This window comes from Rhizobium sp. 10N414 (assembly GCF_056394785.1).
This window is the reverse complement of record NZ_JBFTIN010000032.1, coordinates 1-24,622: the sequence shown is the minus strand read 5'-3', so window position 1 is coordinate 24,622 and position 24,622 is coordinate 1. Positions and strand designations below refer to the sequence as shown.

General features: G+C 60.8%; 23 protein-coding genes and 1 pseudogene. 6 read left to right on the top strand and 18 right to left on the bottom strand.

Going from position 1 to position 24,622, the window contains the following annotated elements:
- Nucleotides 1-207: 207 nt before the first annotated feature.
- Both AC1DE4_RS23670 and AC1DE4_RS23665 read left to right on the top strand, forming a co-directional pair.
- The gene (locus AC1DE4_RS23670) at nucleotides 208-993 is read left to right on the top strand and encodes an IclR family transcriptional regulator (RefSeq protein ID WP_018854686.1); all 786 of its coding nucleotides are present in this window, start codon (nucleotides 208-210) and stop codon (nucleotides 991-993) included.
- Nucleotides 994-1,194: 201 nt separating this feature from the next.
- Nucleotides 1,195-1,554 (top strand): response regulator, encoded by a 360-nt coding sequence (locus AC1DE4_RS23665; protein WP_018117053.1) that lies wholly within the window; start codon nucleotides 1,195-1,197, stop codon nucleotides 1,552-1,554.
- A 79-nt stretch (nucleotides 1,555-1,633) separates the two neighbouring features.
- Here the strand turns inward: AC1DE4_RS23665 and AC1DE4_RS23660 are convergent, their stop codons facing one another.
- The 11 genes from AC1DE4_RS23660 to AC1DE4_RS23610 form a co-directional block, all read right to left on the bottom strand.
- Nucleotides 1,634-3,298 (bottom strand): phosphoethanolamine transferase, encoded by a 1,665-nt coding sequence (locus AC1DE4_RS23660; protein WP_477815570.1) that lies wholly within the window; start codon nucleotides 3,296-3,298, stop codon nucleotides 1,634-1,636.
- 147 nt (nucleotides 3,299-3,445) lie between these two features.
- Nucleotides 3,446-4,024 (bottom strand): dual specificity protein phosphatase family protein, encoded by a 579-nt coding sequence (locus AC1DE4_RS23655; protein WP_018854683.1) that lies wholly within the window; start codon nucleotides 4,022-4,024, stop codon nucleotides 3,446-3,448.
- 94 nt (nucleotides 4,025-4,118) lie between these two features.
- Nucleotides 4,119-5,633, bottom strand: a complete 1,515-nt coding sequence (gene glpK / locus AC1DE4_RS23650) for a glycerol kinase GlpK (protein ID WP_477815569.1) — start codon at nucleotides 5,631-5,633, stop codon at nucleotides 4,119-4,121.
- Nucleotides 5,634-5,771: 138 nt separating this feature from the next.
- Complete coding sequence (locus AC1DE4_RS23645; RefSeq protein ID WP_041912341.1) at nucleotides 5,772-7,496, bottom strand: ABC transporter substrate-binding protein; 1,725 nt, start codon at nucleotides 7,494-7,496, stop codon at nucleotides 5,772-5,774.
- A gap of 77 nt (nucleotides 7,497-7,573) precedes the next feature.
- Complete coding sequence (locus AC1DE4_RS23640) at nucleotides 7,574-7,855, bottom strand: DUF2160 domain-containing protein (RefSeq protein ID WP_018117058.1); 282 nt, start codon at nucleotides 7,853-7,855, stop codon at nucleotides 7,574-7,576.
- Nucleotides 7,856-7,871: 16 nt separating this feature from the next.
- A complete protein-coding gene (locus tag AC1DE4_RS23635; RefSeq protein ID WP_018117059.1) occupies nucleotides 7,872-8,699 on the bottom strand; it encodes a carbohydrate ABC transporter permease in 828 nt (275 codons plus the stop codon).
- 14 nt (nucleotides 8,700-8,713) lie between these two features.
- Nucleotides 8,714-9,580, bottom strand: coding sequence for a carbohydrate ABC transporter permease (locus tag AC1DE4_RS23630; RefSeq protein WP_018117060.1), 867 nt, complete (start codon nucleotides 9,578-9,580; stop codon nucleotides 8,714-8,716).
- A gap of 2 nt (nucleotides 9,581-9,582) precedes the next feature.
- Entirely contained in the window at nucleotides 9,583-10,653 is a 1,071-nt protein-coding gene (locus AC1DE4_RS23625; RefSeq protein WP_477883340.1) for an ABC transporter ATP-binding protein, read from the bottom strand.
- Between the two features lie 11 nt (nucleotides 10,654-10,664).
- Nucleotides 10,665-11,741, bottom strand: a complete 1,077-nt coding sequence (locus tag AC1DE4_RS23620; protein WP_018117062.1) for an ABC transporter ATP-binding protein — start codon at nucleotides 11,739-11,741, stop codon at nucleotides 10,665-10,667.
- A gap of 41 nt (nucleotides 11,742-11,782) precedes the next feature.
- Nucleotides 11,783-13,300 (bottom strand): glycerol-3-phosphate dehydrogenase, encoded by a 1,518-nt coding sequence (glpD, locus tag AC1DE4_RS23615; RefSeq protein ID WP_018854677.1) that lies wholly within the window; start codon nucleotides 13,298-13,300, stop codon nucleotides 11,783-11,785.
- A gap of 213 nt (nucleotides 13,301-13,513) precedes the next feature.
- Complete coding sequence (locus AC1DE4_RS23610) at nucleotides 13,514-14,332, bottom strand: AraC family transcriptional regulator (RefSeq protein ID WP_018854676.1); 819 nt, start codon at nucleotides 14,330-14,332, stop codon at nucleotides 13,514-13,516.
- 108 nt (nucleotides 14,333-14,440) lie between these two features.
- Here AC1DE4_RS23610 and AC1DE4_RS23605 point away from each other — a divergent pair, with 108 nt between their 5' ends.
- The 4 genes from AC1DE4_RS23605 to AC1DE4_RS23590 all read left to right on the top strand — a co-directional run bounded on the left by AC1DE4_RS23605 (nucleotide 14,441) and on the right by AC1DE4_RS23590 (nucleotide 17,594).
- Nucleotides 14,441-15,652, top strand: a complete 1,212-nt coding sequence (locus tag AC1DE4_RS23605) for an MFS transporter (protein ID WP_018117065.1) — start codon at nucleotides 14,441-14,443, stop codon at nucleotides 15,650-15,652.
- A 533-nt stretch (nucleotides 15,653-16,185) separates the two neighbouring features.
- Nucleotides 16,186-16,659, top strand: a complete 474-nt coding sequence (locus AC1DE4_RS23600) for a nuclear transport factor 2 family protein (RefSeq protein ID WP_018854675.1) — start codon at nucleotides 16,186-16,188, stop codon at nucleotides 16,657-16,659.
- Nucleotides 16,660-16,662: 3 nt separating this feature from the next.
- Nucleotides 16,663-17,244 carry a TetR/AcrR family transcriptional regulator gene (locus tag AC1DE4_RS23595; RefSeq protein ID WP_112647741.1) on the top strand — a complete coding sequence of 194 codons (582 nt, stop codon included), beginning with the start codon at nucleotides 16,663-16,665 and terminating at the stop codon, nucleotides 17,242-17,244.
- The gene (locus AC1DE4_RS23590; protein WP_477883338.1) at nucleotides 17,241-17,594 is read left to right on the top strand and encodes a helix-turn-helix domain-containing protein; all 354 of its coding nucleotides are present in this window, start codon (nucleotides 17,241-17,243) and stop codon (nucleotides 17,592-17,594) included. The genes AC1DE4_RS23595 and AC1DE4_RS23590 overlap by 4 nt, the downstream gene beginning before the upstream one ends.
- Nucleotide 17,595: 1 nt before the next feature.
- Here the strand turns inward: AC1DE4_RS23590 and AC1DE4_RS23585 are convergent, their stop codons facing one another.
- The 7 genes and pseudogenes from AC1DE4_RS23585 to AC1DE4_RS23555 all read right to left on the bottom strand — a co-directional run bounded on the left by AC1DE4_RS23585 (nucleotide 17,596) and on the right by AC1DE4_RS23555 (nucleotide 24,598).
- Nucleotides 17,596-18,363 (bottom strand): SDR family NAD(P)-dependent oxidoreductase, encoded by a 768-nt coding sequence (locus AC1DE4_RS23585; RefSeq protein ID WP_192306552.1) that lies wholly within the window; start codon nucleotides 18,361-18,363, stop codon nucleotides 17,596-17,598.
- Between the two features lie 403 nt (nucleotides 18,364-18,766).
- On the bottom strand, nucleotides 18,767-20,026 hold the full coding sequence (locus tag AC1DE4_RS23580; protein WP_477883336.1) for a glycerate kinase type-2 family protein: 1,260 nt from the start codon (nucleotides 20,024-20,026) through the stop codon (nucleotides 18,767-18,769).
- A 14-nt stretch (nucleotides 20,027-20,040) separates the two neighbouring features.
- A pseudogene (locus AC1DE4_RS23575) lies at nucleotides 20,041-20,253 on the bottom strand (hypothetical protein); the annotation flags it as partial.
- On the bottom strand, nucleotides 20,234-21,358 hold the full coding sequence (locus AC1DE4_RS23570) for an ABC transporter ATP-binding protein (protein WP_477883334.1): 1,125 nt from the start codon (nucleotides 21,356-21,358) through the stop codon (nucleotides 20,234-20,236). The gene AC1DE4_RS23570 and the pseudogene AC1DE4_RS23575, both read right to left, overlap by 20 nt.
- Nucleotides 21,359-21,362: 4 nt before the next feature.
- Nucleotides 21,363-22,307: a carbohydrate ABC transporter permease gene (locus tag AC1DE4_RS23565; RefSeq protein ID WP_018117075.1), complete on the bottom strand. Its 945-nt coding sequence runs from the start codon at nucleotides 22,305-22,307 to the stop codon at nucleotides 21,363-21,365.
- On the bottom strand, nucleotides 22,304-23,257 hold the full coding sequence (locus tag AC1DE4_RS23560; RefSeq protein ID WP_029792362.1) for a carbohydrate ABC transporter permease: 954 nt from the start codon (nucleotides 23,255-23,257) through the stop codon (nucleotides 22,304-22,306). Before AC1DE4_RS23560 ends, AC1DE4_RS23565 begins: the two co-directional genes overlap by 4 nt.
- An 81-nt stretch (nucleotides 23,258-23,338) precedes the next feature.
- The gene (locus tag AC1DE4_RS23555; RefSeq protein WP_477883370.1) at nucleotides 23,339-24,598 is read right to left on the bottom strand and encodes an ABC transporter substrate-binding protein; all 1,260 of its coding nucleotides are present in this window, start codon (nucleotides 24,596-24,598) and stop codon (nucleotides 23,339-23,341) included.
- Nucleotides 24,599-24,622: the final 24 nt, after the last annotated feature.

Sequence of the window (24,622 nt, the reverse complement as noted above, 5' to 3'; positions counted from 1 at the left end):
CCTGCCCGTTTTCCATAGTCGATGAAGAAGTTCACTACTAAGGTCCGCCACGCGCTGCGGATCGGCAGTTCGCGCCGGCAAGCACCTACCCATATATGAGGTTCTTTTTCATATACAGGCGACGCTACCGACCGAACCGAGCTGCACACTGCGCTTTTCGGCAGCTACGCATTTGTATATGTAAGGTGGCATTCACAGGAGAAATTGATGGAAGCAGATGACGCTGATCGGTACCGCGCTCCGGCGCTGGACAAGGGGCTCGATATCCTCGAGCTTTTGGCCAGCGTCGAGGAAGGGCTGACCCAGGCGGAGATCGCCAAGCGTCTCGATCGTAGCCCCAACGAATTCTATCGCATGCTCGATCGCCTCGTCCGCCGCGGCTACGTGACGAAGCTGGAGGGTGACCGGTTTACACTGACACTCAAGCTATTCGGGCTGGCCCAGTTGCACGCGCCAACACGCCGGCTGGCGTCTTTCGCAATGCCATTGATGCGTGAACTAGCGCAGAAGACCAAACAGGCGAACCACCTGGTCGTCTTTGACCGCGGTTCGGCGGTGGTGATCGCGCAGCACGAGGCGCCGGATTACTGGGGTCTCTCGATCCGCATCGGGTCGCACATCAGTCTCTTCGACACCGGCTCCGGCCACGTGCTTCTTGCGTTCCGAAGCGATGAAGAGCGGCAGATGATGATCGCGGAACACGTGCGCAGCCGCGCGGAAGTGAATCTCGGACCAGAATTTTACGAGCGCCTCGCCCAGATCCGCGAACACGGTTACGAAATGATGGCGAGCGCCCAGACGGCAGGCGTCAATAACCTTTCCGCTCCTATCCTTGGGCCGGACGGACGCTGCATTGCGGCCCTCACCTGCCCCTATATCGCGCTGGTCAATGCCTCGGCAGCGCCCGATATCAGCCAGACGATCACCATGGTGATGAAGACCGCCAACGAGCTTTCGCTGCTCGCCGGTTCTGACGTCGGAATGCCGACATGACCTGGCAGCACGCCGACATATATTCTCACCTGCAGGCCAGTGCCGAGGAAGCCGGGATCACAACCGCGTTTAATGCCGATCCCCGCAAAGCCTTAAGGTCATTGTCAGCTAGCGATCTCATTAGAAATCCTGGCGACGGATAGACGCCGTCATGGCCATGGAGGATGCCGCCGGAAGGCAGGCATTCAAGGGAGATAGCGTGTGAACGTATTGCTGGTCGAGGACAACGTCCTTTTGGGAGACGCCGTGCGCGATCACATCGCGGCCGACGGTCATTCGGTCGATTGGTGCCTCAATCTCGCGGAAGCAACCCAAGCGGCCGAAACCGGCAAATACGGCGTCATCCTGCTCGACCTGCGCTTGCCCGATGGTAATGGCTTAACCCTATTGAAGGCGCTTAGACGACAAGCGAACTCCGTCCCCGTCATCATTCTGACGGCGCACGACCAGACTTCGGATCAGATCGAGGGCCTGCGAAGCGGCGCGGACGATTTCCTGGTGAAGCCCTTCGGGCTCTCCGAGCTTTCAGAGCGGATGAAAGCGGCAAACCACAAGCACTGAGAGCTGGATTGGCATCCCGAGGCAATCGATACAACGATAGAGCCTATTCCGGCTGTTGCGTTGCAGCAGCCTCGCTGTCTCATCGCTGAAGGCTTGCGAGTTTATCCGCCTGTCGGCGGCATCCGGCGAAAACATCCAGATTCGGATCGTAGGCCTTGGTCGCCACGTCCATGAGCCCGAGCACACTGTGGAAGAAGTTGTCGTGCGAACGGTCCCTGTCTGCCTGCTTAGCCATACAACTCATATCGAAGCCGGCCCCCTTCGCGAGATCGTCACTGACCCACGCCAGGAACGGCACGTGCGTCTGCTGCGACGGCGCTACGATATAGGGCGCGCCATGCAGGTAGATTCCGTTTTCGCCAAGCGATTCACCGTGATCCGACACGTAGATCGCTGCACCGGCAACCTTGTCGGAATGCTGCTTGAGCTTATCGATGACCGTCGAGACAATGTGGTCCGTGTAGAGGATCGTATTGTCATAGGCGTTGGTAATCTCTTCGGCCGTGCAGCTGCCGAAATCATTCGCCTGGCAATCAGGAACGAAACGTCGGTATTCATCGGGATAACGAGCGAAGTAGGCTGGCCCATGGCTTCCGAGCTGGTGCAAGACCAGCACGCTGTCACCCTTTACGTGGTCGAGCCAATCGTCGACCTTGTCGAGAAGGATAGCGTCGAGGCACTCACCATCCTTGCAAAAACGTGGATCGGCCGACTCCGGCAAGAACGTGAACGGGACCCGGTCGGTGACATGATAGCTGCCGGTGTCATTATCCAGCCAGGATACGTCCACCTTGGCATGGCTCAGCACGTCGAGGAGGTTCTCGGTCGCAAGGCCCTTCCGGTGCGTATAGGCTGTTCGCGGATAGACCGAAAACATGCACGGGATAGAAATTGCCGTCGCTGTGCCGCAGCTGGTCGTTTTCGGAAAATAGACAACGTTCCGCTTTTCGAGCTCCGGATTGGTTTTCCGCGCATAACCGCCAAGCGAGAAGTCATCGGCACGCGCTGTCTCGCCCGCAACGATGATCGTTACGCGCGGCTTGTTAAGGCCGGCAGTGTTCACCCGATGCGCATCCGTACCGAGCGGCTCGGCGACGACATGCGCATCCTGCTCGGACGAAACCGCAAAGCGAATGGTGCTGGTGATCGGTACGAATGGGTTCAGCCGGTCGAGGATGTCTCTGTGGGCGCGCCCGACGCCCGCAAAGGCACGGTAGTCGCCGAATCCGACCACGACGAAGACAGCCAGGCAAGCCACGATCACGCCGGTATTATGAGCAAGTTTGGACAGCACCGGGCGATGCCGGATGCGTACCCAGAGGATGACGAGTGACGGAAGTATACCAGTGAGCATCAAATAAAGGGCAAAACGCGTCGTTATCAGATGCCCTGCCTCCGCGCCCGTCGACACCGCCGCGTTGCGGATCATTTCCTTGTCCACGACCACGCCGAACTGATCGGTAAACCAGGAGCCGGCGGCTGCCGCGAGAACGAAGAAGATCAAAAAAGGCTTGGTGACATATTTGGCGGAGAAAGCCGTGATGATTGCCATGCTCACAGCCGAAATGCCGACGACAAAGAGCACGAACGAGAGATGATCGGACGCAAAATAGCTAAAGGCCGTGCTCCAGAACGATCTGTTTGTCACAAGAAGCAGGTAGAGAGTCGTAGCAAGGCAAAGCGTCACGCTGCCGATTGCGGGCCGCCGCTCGATCAGGCGGACCTTGGTGGCATTATCTTCCAATTGGTCGTCTCCGCGTCCAGATTTTGGCGTCGACGGAACCAGGATCGAATCATCTGTAGTTGATGGCCGTCGAAGAATATTCGCCAGCCATGACCGGATTTTCTGACAGTCACCTGAATAACCTTGGCAAGCGCTGCGGCCGTTCGGCTACCCCTGGATCCCAAAATACCTTTCGAGGCCCTTCCAGCTCCTGTCCATCGCGTAGGTTCCCGACAGGTAAGGAATGGCAATATGGCCGTAGTAGACCGAGAGCTGACGCTCGGCGACGTCCTCATTGATACCGGCCACTTGTTGGCTGTAGAGGACCGACACGAGCCCTGTCCTATCGGCGCCAGATTGGCAGTGGAGAAGGATGGGCTTTGGTGCCGCTCTCATGATCGCCAGCAGCTGCTCGGCGCGCTCGGGCGACAAGACCTTGGACGGCGACATTTCGAAGTCGATATGCTGAACGCCGAGACCGCGTGCAGTTGCAATCTCGTCGGCATACCATTTCTTGCCAACGTGCATCCCGCGCAGGTTTATGACCGTCTCGATGCCATGACTACGCACGTAAGATGCCAGCTGCTCAGGCGAGGGTTGCGCCGAACGGTAGAGCTGATCCGCGATGACGGCGTGAAAATTCCCGCTCGCTTGGAGATAAACAATATAGCCCCCGAACATCGCGCCAATCGTAACGGTGCCGATGAGGGATGCCTTCCACCACCGAAAATTCCACAGGCGTTTCATGCCAACCTCGTCGCAACTTTTGCAGCGAGCTAGCATTGCCGGTTTGGCCTGACAACCACCTGAAAACGGCGTCCTGATGGTGGCGTGACGACGGTCAGGCCAACTGATTGCTGAATTGCGCGCCCGACAAGGTGCGTGAGACCGCATTGCGCCAGCCAGCGATCTTCCTCTGTCGCTCTGCCTCCTCCATGGAGGGTTGGAACCGCCGGCTGCACGCCCATGCTTTTCCGAAACTCTCCTTGTCGGGCCAAACCCCTGCTCGCGAACCGGCGAGCCAGGCCGCGCCGAGCGCCGTCGTCTCGACGACAGCCGACCGATCCACCGGGTTTCCGACAACGTCGGCAAGACGCTGCATCGTCCAGTCGGAACTTGCCATGCCGCCATCGACACGCAGGACCGTCTCAATGTGATGGCCGCCCCAATCCTTCCGCATCGCGATGAGGAGATCGAGCGTCTGGTAGGCGACAGACTCGAGCACGGCGCGCGCCAATTCCGCCGGCCCGCTGTTCCTGGTCAAACCGAAGATCGCACCCCTCGCCTCCGGGTCCCAATAGGGAGCACCGAGGCCGGTAAAGGCCGGCACCACATAGACCTGCTGATTGGGATCGGCCCTCATCGCCAGCGTGCCGCTCTCCGATGCGTTTGAAATCAAGCCGAGGCCGTCGCGTAGCCATTGCACCGCCGCACCGGCGATGAAGATCGATCCTTCCAGCGCATAGGTGGTTTCGCCGCCGAGCCGATAGGCGATCGTCGTGATCATCCGGTTGCTGGATGTTACGCAATCCCGCCCCGTATTCAGCAAGGCAAAGCAGCCCGTCCCATAGGTCGATTTCATCATGCCCGCTTCGAAGCAGGCACTACCGATAGTTGCTGCCTGTTGGTCGCCCGCAACACCGAGGATCGGTATCGGCGCACCGAAGATATCCGGATCAGTGACGCCGAAATCGTCCGCGCAGTCCTTGACCTCCGGAAGCATGGATGCCGGGATCCTGAGCAGGCCGAGAAGCTCCTCGTCCCACCTGCCCTCGGTAATGTTGAAAAGCAGCGTTCGCGACGCGTTGGTGGCATCAGTTGCATGAACGCGTCCGCCAGTCAGATTGAAGATCAGCCAGCTGTCGACCGTGCCGAAACAGACCTCGCCTGCCTCGGCGCGCTCCCGCAATCCGTCGACGTTGTCGAGCAGCCAGCGCAGCTTGGTCCCGGAGAAATAAGGATCGAGCAGCAGACCCGTCTTCGCGCTGAACAGTTTCTCATATCCATCCGCCTTGAGACTATCGCAGACTTCAGCCGTCCGCCTGTCCTGCCAGACGATCGCCTTGTTAAGCGCCCTGCCCGACTTGCGTTCCCAGACGACCGTTGTCTCGCGCTGGTTGGTGATGCCAATCGCGGCGATATCGGTGAGTGGAATGTTGGCATTCGCCAGCGCTTGCCGCGCCGTGCTAACCACGCTCGTCCAGATCTCATTCGGATCATGCTCGACCCAGCCTGGCTGCGGATAGGATTGTTTGATCTCCTCCTGTGCTGACGAGATCATCTTCATCCCGGCGTTGAAGACGATCGCACGCGAGGACGTCGTGCCCTGGTCGATCGCGAGAATATGGCCGCTCATTGTCTTCTCCGGCGCAATAGCTCACCTCGCCGGCGCGAACGCGCCAGCGGAAGCGATAGGTCATTCATAGGAGGGTGTAATGCCGACGTTATGCGGTCGGCGGTTGGCCGGGGCACACACCCCGGCCAACCTTGCTGATCAGTTCGACTGCCAGCTCTTGACCAGTTCGTCGTAGTTGACGGTAACCGGCTTTTCCTTCTCGTTCTCGATCTTCAGCTGCGGCGCGAGGTTGCCCTTGGCGACCGCATCCTTGTTCCAGAACTCGAGATCATGCTCTTCGGCGAGCTTCGGACCGATATCGCCCTGCACTCCGGCGCGTTCCAGTCGCTGCATCACCTTTTCCTGTTCGGAGCAAAGCGAGTCCATCGCTTCCTGCGCGGTCTTCGCACCGGACGACGCATCGCCGACCGCCTGCCACCAAAGCTGAGCGAGCTTCGGATAGTCAGGAACGTTCGTACCGGTCGGCGACCACTGGACGCGGGCGGGCGAGCGGTAGAACTCGACCAGACCGCCAAGCTTCGGAGCGCGCTCCGTGAAGCTCTTGTCGCGAATGGTGGACTCGCGGATGAAGGTCAGACCGACGTGGCTCTTCTTCACGTCGACCGTCTTCGAGGTCACGAACTGCGCATAGAGCCAAGCGGCCTTGGCGCGATCGTCAGGCGTCGACTTCATCAGCGTCCAGGAACCGACGTCCTGGTAGCCGAGCTTCATGCCGTCCTTCCAGTAGACGCCGTGCGGGCTTGGCGCCATGCGCCACTTCGGCGTACCGTCCTCGTTGACGACTGGCAGACCGGGCTTGACGGCATCGGCCGTGAAGGCGGTGTACCAGAAGATCTGCTGGGCGACTTCGCCCTGCGCCGGCACAGGACCGGATTCGGAGAAGTTCATGCCCTGCGCTGCCGGCGGTGCATAGGCCTTCAACCAATCCAGATACTTCTGGATCGAGTAGACGGCAGCCGGGCCGTTCGTATCGCCGCCACGCGCAACGCACGAACCAACCGGACGCGAGTTCTCGTCGACCTTGATGCCCCACTCGTCGACCGGAAGGCCGTTCGGAAGGCCCTTGTCGCCGTTGCCGGCCATCGATAGCCAGGCATCGGTGAAGCGCCATCCGAGTGATGGGTCCTTCTTGCCGTAGTCCATGTGGCCGAAGACCTTCTTGCCGTTGATCTCACGGCCGGTGAAGAATTCGGCGATGTCCTCGTAGGCAGACCAGTTGACCGGAACGCCGAGATCGTAACCATACTTCGCCTTGAAGTCGGCCTTGTTCTTCTCGTCGTTGAACCAGTCGTAGCGGAACCAGTAGAGGTTCGCGAACTGCTGGTCGGGAAGCTGGTAAAGCTTCTTGTCCGGTGCAGTCGTGAACTTGGTGCCGACGAAGTCGTTGATATCGAGGCCCGGGTTGGTGACATCCTTTCCTTCGTTCGCCATCCAGTCGGTCAGCGAGCGGGCCTGCTGGTAGCGCCAATGCGTACCGATGAGGTCCGAGTCATTGACATAGGCGTCATAGATGTTTTCGCCCGACTGCATCTGCGTCTGCAGCTTTTCGACAACGTCGCCTTCGCCGATGAGATCGTGCGTGATCTTGATACCGGTGATCGCGGTGAAGGCCGGCGCCAGAACCTTCGATTCATATTCGTGCGTCGTCAGGGTTTCGGAAACGACCTTGATGTCCATGCCGGCGAAAGGCTTCGCCGCATCCATGAACCACTGCATTTCCTTTTCCTGGTCCGCGCGGGAAAGCGTCGAAAGATCGCCGATTTCCTTGTCCAGGAAAGTTTTCGCTTCATCCATGCCGGCATAGGCGGCGCCCGCCATGGTCAGCAACATGCCTGCTGTTGTCGCTAGTAAATGCCTTCGCATAATATCCTCCCAGGGTTGCGATTGCAGTCTTCACGTTCAGGCGGCCAGTACCCCCGGCCATCTGTATTTCCCTGCCGTCACACGTAGCGGAAGACGCCGATGGCGTAGACTACGGAGAGGGCAAGAGCCCACCACAGGTTGGGTCCGACAAGACCCAGCCATGCGAGATGTATGTATGCTGCGCCAAGCAGCGACACGAAGAGCCGATCCCCTCGCGTGGTTTCGAACCTGAGGATTCCGACGCGCGGCGAGCCGCCAGGCACGAAATACTCCCAGATGCTCATGCCAACGAGCAGCATGAAAATCGCCAGGAAAAACAATGCAGTCGGCAGCGTCCACGCCATCCAGGAAAAGTTCATGAGTGGTCCTCCCTTGTCAGACGCGGCCGAGCGCGAAGCCCTTGGCGATGTAATTGCGTACGAAGTAGATGACGAGCGCGCCGGGGATGATGGTCAGCACACCGGCAGCCGCCAGCACACCCCAATCCATCCCTGCAGCCGAGACGGTGCGCGTCATGATCGCCGAAATCGGCTTTGCGGCAGTCGTCGTCAGCGTGCGGGCCAGCAGCAGTTCCACCCACGAGAACATGAAGCAGAAGAAGGCGGCGACACCGATCCCTGACGCGATCAGCGGCATGAAGATCCTCACGAAGAACCGCGGGAAGGAATAGCCGTCGATATAGGCCGTTTCGTCGATCTCCTTCGGCACGCCGGACATGAAGCCTTCCAGGATCCAGACTGCCAGCGGCACGTTGAACAGGCAGTGGGCGAGCGCCACGGCGATGTGCGTATCGATCAGCCCGAAAGCCGAATAGAGCTGGAAGAACGGCAGCGCGAAGACGGCCGGCGGTGCCATGCGGTTCGTCAGCAGCCAGAAGAACAGATGCTTGTCGCCCAGGAACCGGTAGCGCGAGAAGGCATAGGCCGCAGGCAGCGCCGCCAGCACCGAGATCACCGTATTCATGACCACGTAGATGATCGAGTTGATGTAGCCGTTGTACCAGGAGGGATCGGTGAAGATCACCATGTAGTTCCCGAGCGTCGGGTTCTGCGGCCACAGCGAGAAGGCGCCGGTGATCTCGGCATTCTCCTTGAAGCTCATGTTCATCAGCCAGTAGATCGGCAGCAGCAGAAAGATGATGTAGACCGTCGAAACGACCCAGGAGAAGTTGCCCGCAGGCTTGTATTTCATTGTTTGAGCCATGGTCCTCTCCTTTCTCAGGCGTTCGCGTCGCTGCTGGTCATGACGGTGTAGAAGACCCATGACAGGAGCAGGATGATAAGGAAGTAGATGATCGACATTGCCGCGGCCGGACCGAGGTCAAACTGGCCAACGGCCATCTTCACAAGGTCAATCGACAGGAAGGTGGTCGAGTTGCCGGGACCGCCGCCGGTGACGACGAAAGGTTCGGTGTAGATCATGAAGCTGTCCATGAAACGCAGCAGGACGGCGATGAGTAGCACGCGCTTCATCTTCGGCAGCTGGATGTAGCGGAAGACGGACCAGCGCGACGCGCCGTCGATCTTCGCTGCCTGATAATACGCATCCGGGATCGAAACGAGGCCGGCATAGCAGAGCAGCACCACAAGGCTCGTCCAGTGCCAGACGTCCATCAGGATGATGGTGATCCACGCATCGAGGGGGTCGCGGACATAGTTGTAGTCAAACCCCATTGCCTCAAGAGTATGACCAAGCAGGCCGATGTCGACACGCCCGAAAACCTGCCAGATGGTGCCGACCACGTTCCACGGAATGAGCAGCGGCAGCGCCATCAGCACGAGGCAGATCGGTACGCCGATCCCCTTCTTCGGCATGTTGAGGGCAATGAAGATGCCAAGCGGGATCTGCAGCGCCAGAACGATCAGCGAGAAGACGAGATTGCGCTGCAACGCCGCCCAGAAGCGGTCGGAATGAAGCGTCTGCACGAACCAGTCAGTCCCCGCCCAGAAGAACTCGTTGTTCCCGAACGTATCTTGGACCGAGTAGTTCACAACGGTCATCAGCGGAATGACGGCCGAGAAGGCGACCAGCACAAGGACCGGCAGAACCAGAAACCAGGCTTTGTTGTTCCAGGTCTTTTCCATGCTCAGCCCTCCCTGCCGACGCGCCAGGAATTGACGTAAATATTGATGGCAGCCGGATCGAAGGTCACCCGCGCATCAGCCGGGATTTCGGAGTCCTCCGTCACGACGATGGCGATCGGCTGGCCGGCAAAGGTGGCGCGCACGATCTTCTGCCGTCCAATGTCCTCGACCCTGTTGACGGTGACCGGCATTCCTTCGCGGCCGATATTGACGAACTCCGGGCGTATGCCGAGCTCGGTCTTGGCGCCGGCAGCCGCTTGCGGCGCGTAGTCCAATGACAGCGTCTCGCTGCCGATACGCACCGCGCTGCCCTGCAGTTGCACCGGCAGGACGTTCATGCCCGGCGACCCGATGAAGTAACCGACGAAGGTATGGCTCGGCCGCTCGAAAAGCTCTGCCGGCGTGCCGATCTGGACGATTTGTCCTTCGTACATGACGACAACCTTGTCGGCGAAGGTCAGCGCTTCCGTCTGGTCGTGCGTCACATAGACCATGGTGAAGCCGAACTGCTTGTGCAGGCGCTTCAACTGCGAACGCAGTACCCACTTCATGTGCGGGTCGATCACGGTCAAAGGCTCGTCGAACAGGATCGCGTTGACGTCGTTGCGCACCAGTCCGCGGCCGAGCGAGATCTTCTGCTTCTGGTCGGCCGTCAGGCCCTGTGCCTTGCGCTTGGCCATACCGCCGAGATCGATCATCTCGAGAATGTCGCGAACGCGCCGATCGACTTCCGGCTCGGGGACCCTGCGATTGCGCAGCGGGAAAGCCAGGTTGTCGTAGACAGTCATGGTGTCGTAGATGACCGGGAACTGGAACACCTGCGCAATGTTTCGCGCCTGCGTGGAAAGGTTCGTCACATCCTGGCCATCGAAGAGGATACGGCCGTGCGACGGCTGCAGCAGGCCGGAAATGATGTTGAGTAGCGTCGTCTTTCCGCAGCCGGATGGTCCGAGAAGCGCGTAGGCGCCGCCGTCCCGCCATTCGTGATCGACTTCACGAAGCGCATAGTCTGCGTCGGACTTCGGGTTCGGTCCGTAGGCGTGGCGGATGTGGTCGAGCGTGATGCGTGCCATGTCCTTCTCCCTTACGCCTTTGCGCCAGTTGCGATTGCCCGGCCATCGGTGCCGAACGCCATGACGTGACGGGTGTCGAGGTAGATGTCGACCTCGGTATCCGGATCGATGTTGTGAATGCCGTGGGCAAGCATGACCCAACGGACACCGTCGAAATCCATATGCACAAAGCTTTCGGAGCCTGTGATCTCGGAAACCTGCGTGCGTGCCTGCAGTTTTGCTGCCGTCTGAGTCTGCGGCGAAAGAGCGAGGTGGTGCGGATGGAAGGCGATCGTGACCGGACCATCGGCCATGTCGTCCAAATGCGCGGGCACCGGCAGGATATCAGCTCCTTGCCTCTGGAACGAACCGCCGGCCTTTATCACATCCATGAAATTGAGCGGCGGATCGGCAAAGGTCTTTGCAGTTACGAGGTCGAGCGGATTTCGGTAGACGGCGATCGTCGGTCCGAACTGCGTCACGTGGCCTTCCGAAAGGGTGGCCGTGTTGCCGCCGAGCAGAAGCGCTTCGGAAGGCTCCGTTGTGGCGTAGACGAAGATGGCGCCGGACTGCGCAAAGATCCGCGGCAGTTCGGCACGCAGTTCCTCGCGCAGCTTGTAGTCGAGGTTCGCGAGCGGCTCGTCCATCAGCACAAGGCTGGCATTCTTCACAAGGGCACGCGCAAGCGCCGTGCGCTGCTGCTGGCCGCCGGAGAGATTGAGCGGGGTGCGATCCAGATAGGGCGTAAGGCGCAAGAGTTCGGCGGCCTTGCGAACCTCACGATCGATCGTCGCGGTGTCCTTGCCTGAAATCCGCATTGGCGAGGCGATGTTTTCGTACACCGTCAGGGCCGGATAGTTGATGAACTGCTGGTAAACCATCGCGACGTTGCGCTTCTGCACCGGCATGCCGGTCACGTCTACGCCGTCGAAATGGACGGAACCGCTCGTCGGTCGATCGAGCCCGGCCATCAGTCGCATCAGCGATGTCTTGCCGGACAGCGTCGGCCCCAGCAGCACATTCAATGTGCCTTTTTCAAATGCAAGATTGGTTGCGTGGATGTGATACTCCCCGCCCACCATCTTTGCAGCGTTCCGCAATTCAAGCATTCCGGTTCCCGTGCCTCCTCAACAGCGGGGACATTACCGCTTCAACCAGCCATCTGCGCCGGTCGCGCGGCCATGTACTCCTCCAATAGCGCAGCCTGTTCCTTGGTCAGGCGCAGGCCGACTTTCGTTCTTCGCCAAAGCACATCCTCTGCGCGTCTGGCCCATTCGTGATCGATGAGATAGCGAACCTCTGCCTCGAAGAGATCGCCTCCGAAACAGTGTCCCAGGTCCTCCGCGCTGGCGGCCCGCCCGAGCAGGACCGACGCCTTGGTGCCGTAGCGGCGCACCAGTTGGCGCGCATGCCGGTCCGCCAGGAACGGATAACCGCCCTTCAGCTTAGCAACCTCCGCCTCATAGCCGGTCGCGGCGAAATCCCCGCCCGGCAGATGGCTCTTCGCTGTCCAGGACGCGCCTTTGGCGCCGATCGCCTCGGCGATCCTTTCCAGTGCGTGTTCGGATAGGCGCCGATAGGTCGTGAGCTTGCCGCCGAAGACATTGAGCAGCGGTGCGCTTTCACCCTCGCCTTCGATCTTCAGCACGTAGTCGCGGGTCGCCTCCTGCGCCTTGGAAGCGCCGTCGTCAAATAGAGGCCGCACAGCCGAATAGGTCCAGACGATGTCTTCCGGCCGTACCGGCTCCTTGAAATACTCGCTCGCCGCGTTGCAGAGATAGATCGTCTCTTCCTCGGATATTTTCACATCCTTCGGATCGGCCGAGTAGTCGCGGTCGGTGGTACCGATCAGCGTGAAGTCCTGCTCGTACGGGATCGCGAAGATGATGCGGTTGTCCGGGTTCTGGAAGAAATAGGCCCGCGGATCGTCGAACTTCTTCTTTACGACGATGTGGCTGCCCTGCACGAGCCGCACGTGGCGGGCCTCGTTCTGCCCGAAGGCCGTGCGAATGACCTGATCGACCCATGGCCCGGCAGCATTCACCAGCATCCGCGCCTGAAAACTGTTGCCCTGCCCGCTGACGGTGTCGACCGTCTCGATCGACCACAATCCGTTCTCGCGCCGCGCCGAAACGACTCTCGTTCTCGGCATGATCAGCGCGCCGCGGTCGGCCGCGTCCCGCGCATTGAGCACTACCATACGCGCATCGTCGACCCAACCATCCGAATACTCGAACGCCTTCGTGAAGAGTGCCTTCAATGGCTTGGAGGCCGGGTCGCGGCGCATGTCGAGAACCGCGGTCGGCGGCAACAACTTTCGTCCGCCGAGGTGATCGTAGAGAAACAGCCCGAGACGGATCAGCCATGCCGGGCGGATGCCACCCTTGTGATAGGGCAGCACGAAGCGCATCGGCCAGATGATGTGCGGCGCCATCGCCCAGAGCACTTCGCGCTCCATCAGAGATTCGCGCACCAGACGAAACTCGTAGTGCTCGAGATAGCGCAAGCCGCCATGGATGAGCTTGGTCGCGCCGGAAGACGTGCCCGAAGCGAAATCGTTCATTTCCGCAAGCGCGACCGAATAGCCCCGCCCGATCGCATCCCGCGCGATCCCGCAGCCATTGATGCCGCCGCCGATAATGAAAAGATCGTGAATCTGACGGCTCACGTTCCCCCTCCGAGCCAGAATATGCCGCAACGCAACATGCTCACGCATTTGCGAAAGTCAGAGCAATTAAAGCGAAGATTATTCGAATGTCAAACGAATGTTTTTCGAATTCTTAAAACTCACAGATTTGCCGTGAACGTAAACGTCAAATCGAGGACGCAGCGCGTCATCGCCCGGTCCTGCGAGACGGCGGATCCATGCTTGGGCAGAGGCTCAATATTGTTCGGGTGCCCTGAAATACGCGCGGGGAGCGGCTCCCATCGTCCGCCTGAACATCGTGGTGAAGGCGGCGACGCTGTCGTAGCCAAGGTCGAGGGCAACGGCTGTAACCGCCTCCCCGGCTGCGAGGCGGGGCAAGGCGGTGAACACCGCCGCCTGCTGCCGCCAGGTTGAGAGACTGATACCCGTTTCCTTGCGAAAGAACCGAGTAAAGGCGCGCCGGCTCATGGCAAGCCGCTCCGCCCAATCGTCGATGACCAGCCTTGCACTCGGACTTTCCATGAAGCCGCGGCAGAGCGTCGCCAGGCGCGTATCTGAGGGGAACGGCAATCCCAACGGCCGGTCGGGAAGCCGCAAGACCTCCTCGAGCAGCAGCGCCATGATGAGATCCCGTCTGCCGCTCTTGGCCTCGGGCGGCGCAACAGCCTCGGTGATCAACGCTCTGGCAAGATCAGTCAGCGCCACGACGCGGATGGCCGTCGGTGGATCGGCCAAGGCCTGGGGCGAGACATAGGCCGAAAGCATCGCAACATCGCCGAGCATGTCGACGGTGTGGACAAGTCCTGCCGGTATCCACAACGCATGCTGCGGCGGCACCATCCAGCGCCCCAGTATCGACGACACCATAAGCACGCCGGACCGAGCATAGACGAACTGTGCACGGCTGTGACTATGGGGTTCCACATGGTAGCCGGCCGGATATTCCGAGGGGATGGCATAGACCGGCTCTGAGGCTGCCTCGATGGCAGCAAGACGCTCCACATGGAGCTTGGCCAACTCACTCGTCGCCAGGCTTTGCTTGGATTTCACCATTTTTGGCCCACTTGCGAAATAGCAAGACCAAAACACGAAAGCGGGACGACCACAAGTCGGTTATTCCAAAGCCTCGTAGGACGGAGCAGAATCGTGACAGACAGCGCAATGACGGCAGAGAGGCACTCTGCGGAACAGACGGTTTTCGGCATTATCATGGCGGTAAGCTTCTGCCATCTTCTCAACGATACCATGCAGTCGCTGATCCCCGCGCTCTATCCGATGATCAAGGACGGCTACGGCCTCGACTTCACGCAGATCGGCTTCCTCGGCCTCGTGTTCCAGGTCACCGCGTCGCTCCTGCAGCCGCTGATCGGCATTTACACCGACAAACGCCCGTTGCCTTACTCATTGTCTGTCGGCATGGGCTTCACGCTGATCGGCCTGGTGCTGCTCGCATATGCGCACGCCTATTGGGTCTTGCTCATCGGCGCGGGTGTCGTCGGCCTCGGCTCCGCCGTGTTCCATCCGGAATCCTCGCGCGTTGCCCGGCTGGCATCAGGCGGACGCCATGGCCTTGCCCAGTCACTGTTCCAGGTTGGCGGCAACTTCGGCTCGGCGATAGGTCCGCTTCTGGCCGCCTTCATCGTACTACCGCGGGGCCAGCATAGCGTTGCATGGTTCTCGCTCGCAGCTCTGACCGGCATGATCGTCCTGTGGCGCGTCGGCGTCTGGTACGCCGATCACCGCAAGAATAACGCCGGTCGCAAGGCGGCGGCACCCGCGGTCCATCTCCCACGCAACAAGGTCATTGCGGCGATCGGTGTCCTGGCACTGCTAGTGTTCTCGAAATACGTCTACATGACGAGCCTTTCGAGCTACTACACTTTCTATATGATCGAACGCTTCGGAGTGTCGGTGCAGCACGCGCAGATTCTGCTGTTCGTATTCCTCGGCGCCGTGGCCATCGGCACCGTCGCCGGCGGCCCTGTCGTCGACTGGTTCGGCACCAAGTTCGTCATTTGGTTCTCGATCCTCGGCGCCCTGCCCTTCACCCTTGCCCTGCCTTATGCCGACTACAACTGGACGGTCTTCCTGACCTTCCTGATCGGCATCATCCTGGCCTCCGCCTTCTCGGCCATCGTCGTCTTTGCGCAGGAGCTGGTTCCGGGTCGTGTCGGCATGATTGCCGGCCTGTTCTTCGGCTTTGCCTTCGGTATCGGCGGCATTGGCGCAGCAGGCCTCGGCATGGTGGCCGACCACATGGGCATCGAGTTCGTCTACAAAATCTGCTCGTATTTACCGCTGCTCGGCCTGTTGACCATCTTCCTGCCGGACATCGGCAAGGGCCGCCGCCACACCACGAAAGCGGGCAAGTAAGCGAACACCCGCAGGATTACCAATCGGCATTGGGGGCGATCGATGTGATCGCACCCCTGCCACACCACCCGGCATGCGGGTCCGCACCGGGTGGTTCGAGAGATTGAGGTTAGACGAGCCTGGGCATTCCAAGTTGGTCAGCCCATCTAATGGTGAGGGTGGCGTTAAGGAGCTTGCCGCTGTTGCGCCACCAGCGACCGGCATTTGCTGCCACTTGCTGGGCCACCCCAGGTTACGGTGGGACTTCCACCCACAAGAATGCGCCCATGTTGGGCGCACAACGACAAGGGCCGAGATCACCATCTCGGCCCTTTTCAGCCTTCGGCAGCTGGCGTGTACCTAAACCCTTTCGCACTCAGTCTGCAGTGGTTGGCACTTGCTGGACTGCGTGCTTTCCAATCCGAAAACTTTCGATTCGCACGGCAAAAGGATGCAGTGCCTGGCGATTGCGTTGACTCTGCGCACCACCGATTGTACCGATTGACATACTGTTTACCGATCGGTACAGAAACGAGCACTAGGAGATCGAAACCATGCCTGAACACCGCCCACCACTCCCTCCCTTCACCCGCGAAACCGCGGCTGCCAAAGTCCGAGCCGCAGAGGATGGATGGAACAGTTGCGATCCCGACAGGGTGTCACTCGCCTATACCGTTGACAGTTACTGGCGCAATCGCGCGGAATTTGTCCAAGGGCGGGAAAAGATCGTCGAGTTCCTGACCAGGAAATGGCGCAAGGAACTCGAGTATCGGCTGATCAAGGAACTGTGGGCCCACGACGGCGACCGCATCGCGGTTCGCTTCGCCTACGAATACCGCGACGACTCCGGGAACTGGTATCGGGCATACGGCAACGAGAACTGGGAGTTCGACGCGAGCGGCCTGATGCACCACCGCTATGCTTGCATCAACGATATGCCCATCAAGGAATCCGAACGCAAGTTTTTCTGGGATCGGTCCGGCCCCAGGCCTGCTGACCACCCAAGCCTTTCTGAATTGGGACTGTAACACATGCCAAAGATCGTCGCCGAGCGCTCCGACGCAATCCCATCCCTGGCCGAAGTCTTTCGGGAGTATGGCTTCGAGGGCGCAAGTCTTTCAACCATCACGGAAAAAACAGGACTCGGAAAGGGAAGCCTCTATCACTTCTTTCCCGGCGGAAAGGAAGAGATGGCCATAGCCGTGCTCGGCGAGATCGACGAATGGTTCGTGACACAGGTTTTCGAACCGTTACGGAACGCGGATGATCCGCGCTCCGCTATCTCCGACATGTTTCGCTCTGTTTCCCGGTATTTTCGCTCCGGCAGCCGAGTGTGCCTCGTTGGTGCGTTCGCACTCGATAATGTCCGCAACCGGTTCAGCGCTCAGGTCAGGGACTACTTCGCCGAATGGCATAGCGCGCTTGCCTCAGCTCTCACGCGAGCCGGATGCCTCGAGCCGGATGCCGCCGCGCTGGCCGAGGAGACCGTCGTTGCCGTTCAGGGAGCCCTAGTGGTCGCCAGAGCACTCGACGAGCCTGAGGTTTTCGAACGGACCCTTCAGCGGGTCCAGTCCCGACTTTTTGCCGCGACCAGTGGAGAGAAGCAGAGATGAAGAAGCACCGGAATAATTCCGTCATCCTCGCACCCTGGCGGGTTAAGCGCGCCGTGGATTTCATCGAACTCAACCTGGCGACCTCGCTTCGGCTCGCGGACATCGCGCACGCGGCGGGGCTCAGTCCAATGCACTTCGCAGCAGGGTTCCGGTCGGCGACGGGCTTCAGTCCACGCGTCTATCTGCAGGAACGTCGGATAGAGCGCGCGAAAGCGAAGCTGATCAGCGATGGCCTGAGCATCGATGAAATCGCGATCGACGTCGGATTTCGATCGCGGACCCATTTCATCACAGTGTTCCGACGCCAAACGGGGCATCCTCCGGCACGCTGGCGGCGTTGCAGCGTTTAATTTAGATAGCGGTGAAGCCGTTGTCGACGAAGAGATGCGCGCCATTGACGAACATCGACTCGTCGCTAGCGAGATAGAGCGCGGCGCGTGCCACGTCCTCGGGTTCGCCGATCCGTCCCTGCTGGGCGGCAATAGCCGCGTCCGACACATCGACGCCGAGTGCCTGCAATTCGCTGACCTCGCGCAATCCGTGCGGCGTGCGGATGAAGCCGGGGCAGACGGCGTTGCAGCGGATGTTGCGATCCCTGAATTCGACCCCGATCGCACGAGCAAACATATGCACAGCGCCCTTCGTCGTGTCGTAGAGCACTTCCATCGGCGTTGCGGCCACGGCCGAGATTGATGACGTGCAGACGATGGAACCACCGCCCGCGGCGATCATCCCCGGCAGGACCGCCCGCGTCATCAGGAACATCGATCGCACGTTGACCGCGTGCAGCCACTCCCACTCCTCGAGCGTGGTCTCCAGGAACGGCTTGATGACGATAGTGCCGGCGTGATTGAAGAGCACGGTGACGGCGCCGAACCTATCCTCCACACCCCTGACGGCCGCGACGACGGCGGCCTCCTCCGACACGTCGGCGACCCAGTAGTCGGCGACATGACCGGCGGAACAAATCTCCTCCGCCGTTTGCCGTGCTGCCGCTTCATTCCGGTCAATGATCGCTACCCTGGCGCCCTCGGCAGCGAAGAGGCGCGAGGCCGCTCCGCCCATGCCGGTCGCGCCGCCTGAAATAATTGCAATCTTCCCCTTCAGCCGGTCGACCATGACCCCAATCCCCTTGCTCCCGTTGTTCGCCGTCACTCACTCGTCGTCGAGTGGGCGTCTGCCGATGCAGTGTTGAAGAGAGTCCCGGTCAATGTCCAGACGCACCTGCGTCGCCCGGTAACCTTACCAAATAACCAACAAAACAGCTTTCGGTTGTCTCAACACGCAACACCGGGCATGTGTGTTTCCAGCGGCTCACCATCAGCCGCGGTCCGGAAGGGGTCCGGATCGATAGAGCCCGCCCCCGAGGGGCCTGGGGCGGGCTTCCCAACTATTACAAAGACATACGTGTCTGTGACAACCTACTAGGCGGGCCTGCGCCTTACTGATTTGGCGCCGCCGACGCTCCACGCAGGACGTCGGCAGCTTGGCACACGCTAAAGCTGCTCGGCCTTGTGGCGCGCTATTCTACAAGAAAAGCGCGGAAATCATTCACGTTGGTACCTGTCGGTCCCGGAACGAACAGATCGCCCGCGAGGTTGAAGGCCGACCACGCATCATGGCCCGCCAGGAACGCGCGCGCATCGCCGCCGGCGCTCCTGATCCGCGCCACCGTCCCGCCGTCACAGAAGGCGCCAGCATTGTCTTCGGAGCCGTCGATACCGTCGGTATCAGCGGCCATCGCTACAACGCCATCGACTCCTTGTAGATCGATCGCCGCCGAGAGGAGAAGCTCGGAATTTCGCCCGCCCTTGCCATATGTTCCGGTTCCGATGCTGACCGTAGTCTCCCCGCCCGAAAGCAGCACGAGAGGCTTTGGAGCCGGCGGTCTCGTCAAAAACTCCCGAGCAAGCGCCGCATGCATCCGGCCGATATCCTTCGCCTCCCCCTCGATCGAATCCGAAAGGATGAGGGGTTGCACGCAGAGAGATCTTGCCCGATCGGCAGCCGCCTCCAGGGACACCCGCGCCGAGGCGATCACATGCACTTCGTTGTTGGCGAAGACGCGGTCACCGGCACTTGGCGCTCTGGTATTGCGAATACAATCGATCACGCGCGCCGGGAGATCGATCCGGTAGTCCCGGATCACTCGCAGCGCCTCCTCCGCATCGCTGCTGTCGGGAACCGTCGGCCCCGACGCAACGAAGGCCGGATTGTCGCCCGGAACATCGGAGACGACGAGGCTGACGACCTTTGCCGGATGGGCAAGTGCGGCAAGCCGTCCCCCCTTGATGCGGGAGAAATGCTTCCGCACCACATTCATCCCGGAGATCGGCGCGCCCGACGCCAGCAGCGCTTCGTTCAACGCGCTCTCGTCGGTGAGGGTGAAACCGGTCGGCGGGGCCGGCAGCAAGGCCGAGCCGCCGCCGGATATCAGTGCGATCACCAGATCATCACACGTCAGCCCATGCAGATGGTTCATCAGCGCCTCGGCGCCGATAAGACCGCCTCTGTCTGGGACCGGATGAGCCGCCTGGAGAATCTTCGTCGATCGGCACTCTGCGATTGGCCCATGCCTGGCAACAACGAGACCTTCGAAGGGATGAGACCAAGCGCGTTCGAAAGCGGCCGCCATCTGGCTTGCGGCCTTCCCTGCCCCAACAACGATTGTCCTGCCTTTCGGCGGATCCGGAAGATGGCGAACCAGGGCCTCGTAAGGATCGGCGGCCTTGACGGCTTGGTGAAACAGGGTTTGCAGGAAAGCTCGTGGATCGGAAATCAAACCCTACTCCATTTTCAAAGTTCGCAGTCCGAACACCTGCCTGGTCTGGCGGGCGATTGCCCTGCCCTCTGGCGCGTTTCATTTGCGCTCGTGAGCGAGGATCGCGGCAGGCAACGGCGGAAGTCTCCGGATAAGTCGGAGCCTCGTTCGCCAACCATGATGGTTGGTGCGTTGTTGTACGATGGAATTCGCGGCATGACCAACGAATCACGCACGCGAAGCCTCTCGGGTTTGGCTTTGCGGATCGAAGAACACGGCCTTGTCGAGGTTGAAGGCGAGGCGGGCGTGCTGGCCGGCCTGGATGCGGGCGTCGGCCCTGAGCCGCGCCACGACCTCCTTGCCGCCGAGCTTGGTGACCGCGAAGGTGTCGGATCCGGCCGGTTCCACCACCTCGATCAGGCAGTCGCTTTCGGCCAGCGCCTTGGCGTTGCGGTCCGCACCGTCAGGATCGGTCAGCGCCTCGGGGCGGATGCCGAAGACGATCTCGCGGCCGGTATGCGCTTCGAGCGCGCCGTTGCCCGCCGTGACAGGCAGCCGGATCGGCTCGCCCTGCGGACGCGAAAGCGACACGGTCAGGCCGGACGCCCCCTTCTCGATCGTCCCCGCGAGGAGGTTCATCGCCGGCGAGCCCATGAAGTCGGCGACGAACATGTTGGCCGGGTTGTTGTAGATCTCGGCCGGCGTGCCGAACTGCTGCACCTCGCCGTCGCGCATGACGGCGATCTTGGTGGCCAGCGTCATCGCCTCGATCTGGTCGTGGGTCACATAGACGATCGTCGTGCCGGTCGCCTGGTGCAGCCGCTTGATCTCGATGCGCATGTCGACGCGCAGCTTGGCGTCGAGGTTGGAGAGCGGTTCGTCGAACAGGAACAGCTTCGGGTCGCGCACCAGGGCGCGGCCCATGGCGACGCGCTGGCGCTGGCCGCCCGACAGCTGGCTCGGCTTGCGATTGAGCAGGTGGCCGATCTGCAGCACCTTGGCGACCTTGTCGATCGCCTTGTTGCGCTCCTCGACCGGCACGCCGCGCATCTCCATGCCGAAGGCGATGTTTCCGGCCACCGTCATGTTCGGGTAGAGCGCGTAGCTCTGGAACACCATGGCGATGTCGCGCTTCGACGGATGCAGGTCGGCAATGCTGCGGCCATCGACGCGAATGTCGCCCTCGGTGATCGATTCCAGGCCGGCAATGGTGTTGAGCAAGGTCGACTTGCCGCAGCCGGACGGGCCGACGAGCACGAGGAAGCCGCCCTTTTCCAGGTCAAGGTTGATGCCCTTGAGGATCTCCAGCGAGCCGAAGCGCTTCTTGAGACCTGAGATTTCGAGGAAAGCCATTGGATTATCCTTTGACAGCGCCCGCCATCAGGCCACGCACGAAGTAGCGGCCGGCGAGAATGTAGACGAGGAGGGTCGGAAGCGCTGCGATCATCGCCGCCGCCATGTTGACGTTGTATTCGACGACACCGGTGGAGGTGTTGACAACGTTGTTCAGCGCCACCGTCATCGGCATGGAATCGCCCGTGCCGGCATAGGCCGAGGCAAACAGGAAGTCGTTCCAGATGTTGGTGAACTGGTAGATGACGGTGACGACGATGATCGGCAGCGAGTTCGGCAGCATGATGCGGCGGAAGATCTGGAAGAAGCTGGCACCGTCGACCTGCGCCGCCTTCACCAGTTCGGTCGGAAAGGCCTCGTAATAGTTGCGAAAGAACAGCGTCGTGAAGCCGAGGCCGTAGACGACGTGAACGGTGACGAGGTTGACGGTCGGATTGCCGAAGCCGAGCGACATGCCGATCTGGTCGCGCAGCGTCGCCCCGAAGCGGCCGAGGCTGCCAAGGATGGTCGCCATCGGCAAGAGCACCGACTGGAACGGGATGAAGCAGGCAAACAGCATCAGGCCGAACACCAGCGTGTGGCCGGGGAAGCGCCACTTGGTCAGGATGTAGCCATTCAGCGCGCCCATGATCGTCGAGATCGCCACGGCMGGAACGACCATCTTGATCGAGTTCCAGAAGTAGCCCTTGATGCCGGCGCAGGTCAGCCCGACGCAGGCCTGCCCCCAGGCCTTGAACCAGGGCTCGATGGTCGGCGACTGCGGCAGCGCCAGCATGTTGCCGTTCTGGATCTCGTCCATCGTCTTGAACGAGGTCACCAGCATGACGAACAGCGGCATCAGGTAGATGATCGCGAAGATGACAAGCAGCCCGTAGATGAAGATCCGGCTGAACAGTCTGTTGCGCGAGGCGCTGGCCGCACTCGGCAGGGTCGAGGTGACGGCGCTCATCGCGATTTCTCCCTGAGTTCCGAATAGAGATAGGGAACGATGATCGCCGAAATCGTCATCAGCATGATCACCGCGCTCGCCGAGCCGACGGCCATCTCGTTGCGCTTGAAGGTGTATTCGTACATGAAGTTGGACGGCAGCCAGGCCGAGCCGCCGGGGCCGCCCGAGGTCAGTGCCACAACCAGATCGTAAGACTTGATCGCCATGTGGGCGAGCACGATGAAGGCCGACAGGAAGATCGGTCTGAGCAACGGGATGATGATGCGGCGATAGAGCTGCACGGTCGTCGCCCCGTCGATCTGCGCCGCCTTCATGATCTCGCTGTCGATGCCGCGAAGGCCGGCAAGGAACATCGCCATGACGAAGCCGGACGCCTGCCAGACACCGGCGATCACGACAGTATAGATCACGAAGTCCTTGTTCTTGATCCAGTCGAAGTGGAAGCTCGTCCAGCCGAACTGATGCAGCGTCTGCTCGAGCCCGAGCCCCGGATCGAGGAACCATTTCCAGGCAACGCCTGTCACGATGAAGGAGAGCGCCATCGGATAGAGGAAGATCGGCCGCAATATGCCCTCGCCGCGGATCTTCTGGTCGAGCAGGATCGCCAGGAACAGGCCGAGCGCCAGGCAGATGCCGACATAGAGCACACCGAAGATGCCCATGTTGGTGATCGAGGTGTACCAGCTGGACGGCGGATCGCTTTCGAACGTCCAGCGCCACAGCCGCTGATAGGCGCGCGGGCCCGTCAGCACGTAGGACGGAAAGGTCTTGGAATTGGTGAAGGACAGATAGATCGTCCAGAGGATGAAGCCGTAGACGAACACAAGCGTGATGGCGAAACTCGGCGCGAGCACGATCTTCGGCAGCGCGTCCTGCAGGCGCGCGCGGATGGAAATGGGCGTTCCACGGTGCGGCGTGAGAACGGTTTTATCGGTAGCGATGGTGCTCATGGGGTCATCTCCTCCAACGAGATCGTCCGTGGCGGAATCTTCCCCGCCGACACCGGCGGGGAAGACCGTGGGAGGCCTTGATTACTTGGCGTCGTCGATGGCCTTGACGAGCTCTTCGACCGCCTGGTCGGAGGTCTTGATCTGGCCATGCACGAACTTCGAGACGACGTCCTTGTAGGCATTGGCAACCGCCGGAGGCGCGCCATAGCCCTGGGCCAGCGAGCCGTACAGCGTGCCGCCTTCATTGGCCTTCTTCAGGTCGGCGATACCCTTCTTGCCGCAGGCGTCGAAATCGGTATCCGGAACGTCGGTACGGGCCGGAACCGAGCCCTTGACGACGTTGAACGCCGACTGGAAGCTCTTCGACAGCGTTGCCTTGGCAAGCGCCACCTGTGCTGCCTTGCGGTCGTCAGGCACGTTGAACATGCCGAACATGTCGGAGTTGTAGATCACGCTGCCGTCGGTGCCCGGGAAGCGGTAGCACAGGAAGTCGGTGTTCGGTGTCTTCTTGGCGGCGACGAACTCGCCCTTGGCCCAGTCACCCATCACCTGCACGAGCGCATCGCCCTTGATGACCATGGCGGTCGCAAGGTTCCAGTCGCGTCCGGAGAAGTTCGGGTCGACGTACTGGACGATCTTCTGCAGGTTGTCGAACGACTTCTTCATCGTGTCCGACTTCAGCGACTCCTCGTCGAGGTCGTTCATCGCCTTCTTGTAGAACTCGGGGCCGCCCGTCGACAGCACGATYGAGTCGAACATCGTCGCTTCCTGCCAGTTCTGGCCGCCGAGCGCCAGCGGCGTCACGCCGGCAGCCTTCGCCTTGTCGAGCAGCGCGAKCAGGTCGTCGAAGGTCTTCGGCTCGGTGCCGCCGATCTTGTCCATCACACCCTTGTTGATCCACAGCCAGTTGACCGAGTGGACGTTGACGGGGGCTGCGACCCACTTGCCGTCATAGACGGAGAACTTCTGCAGYGCCGCCGGAACCGCCTTGTCCCAGCCCTCGGCCTTCGCCGTCTCCGTCAGGTCCCCCATGACGCCGGCCTGGGCRTAGTCGAGAACGGTGTAGCCGAGCATCTGCGAGGCCGTCGGATAGGTGCCGGCCGCAACCATCGCCTTCAGCGCCGTCATCGCCGCATCACCGCCACCGCCGGCAACCGGCACGTCCTTCCAGGCAAACCCCTCCTTCGACAGATCCTCCTTCAACACGTTCAAGGCCGCAGCCTCGCCGCCGGACGTCCACCAGTGCAGCATCTGCACTTCCTTCACATCCGCAGCCTTGGCAGCACCCAAGCCCGCAACACTCATCGTCACCAACGCTGTCGTCAGCAAAAACTTGCGCATCGTTTCCTCCCGGTTTGCAAGTTC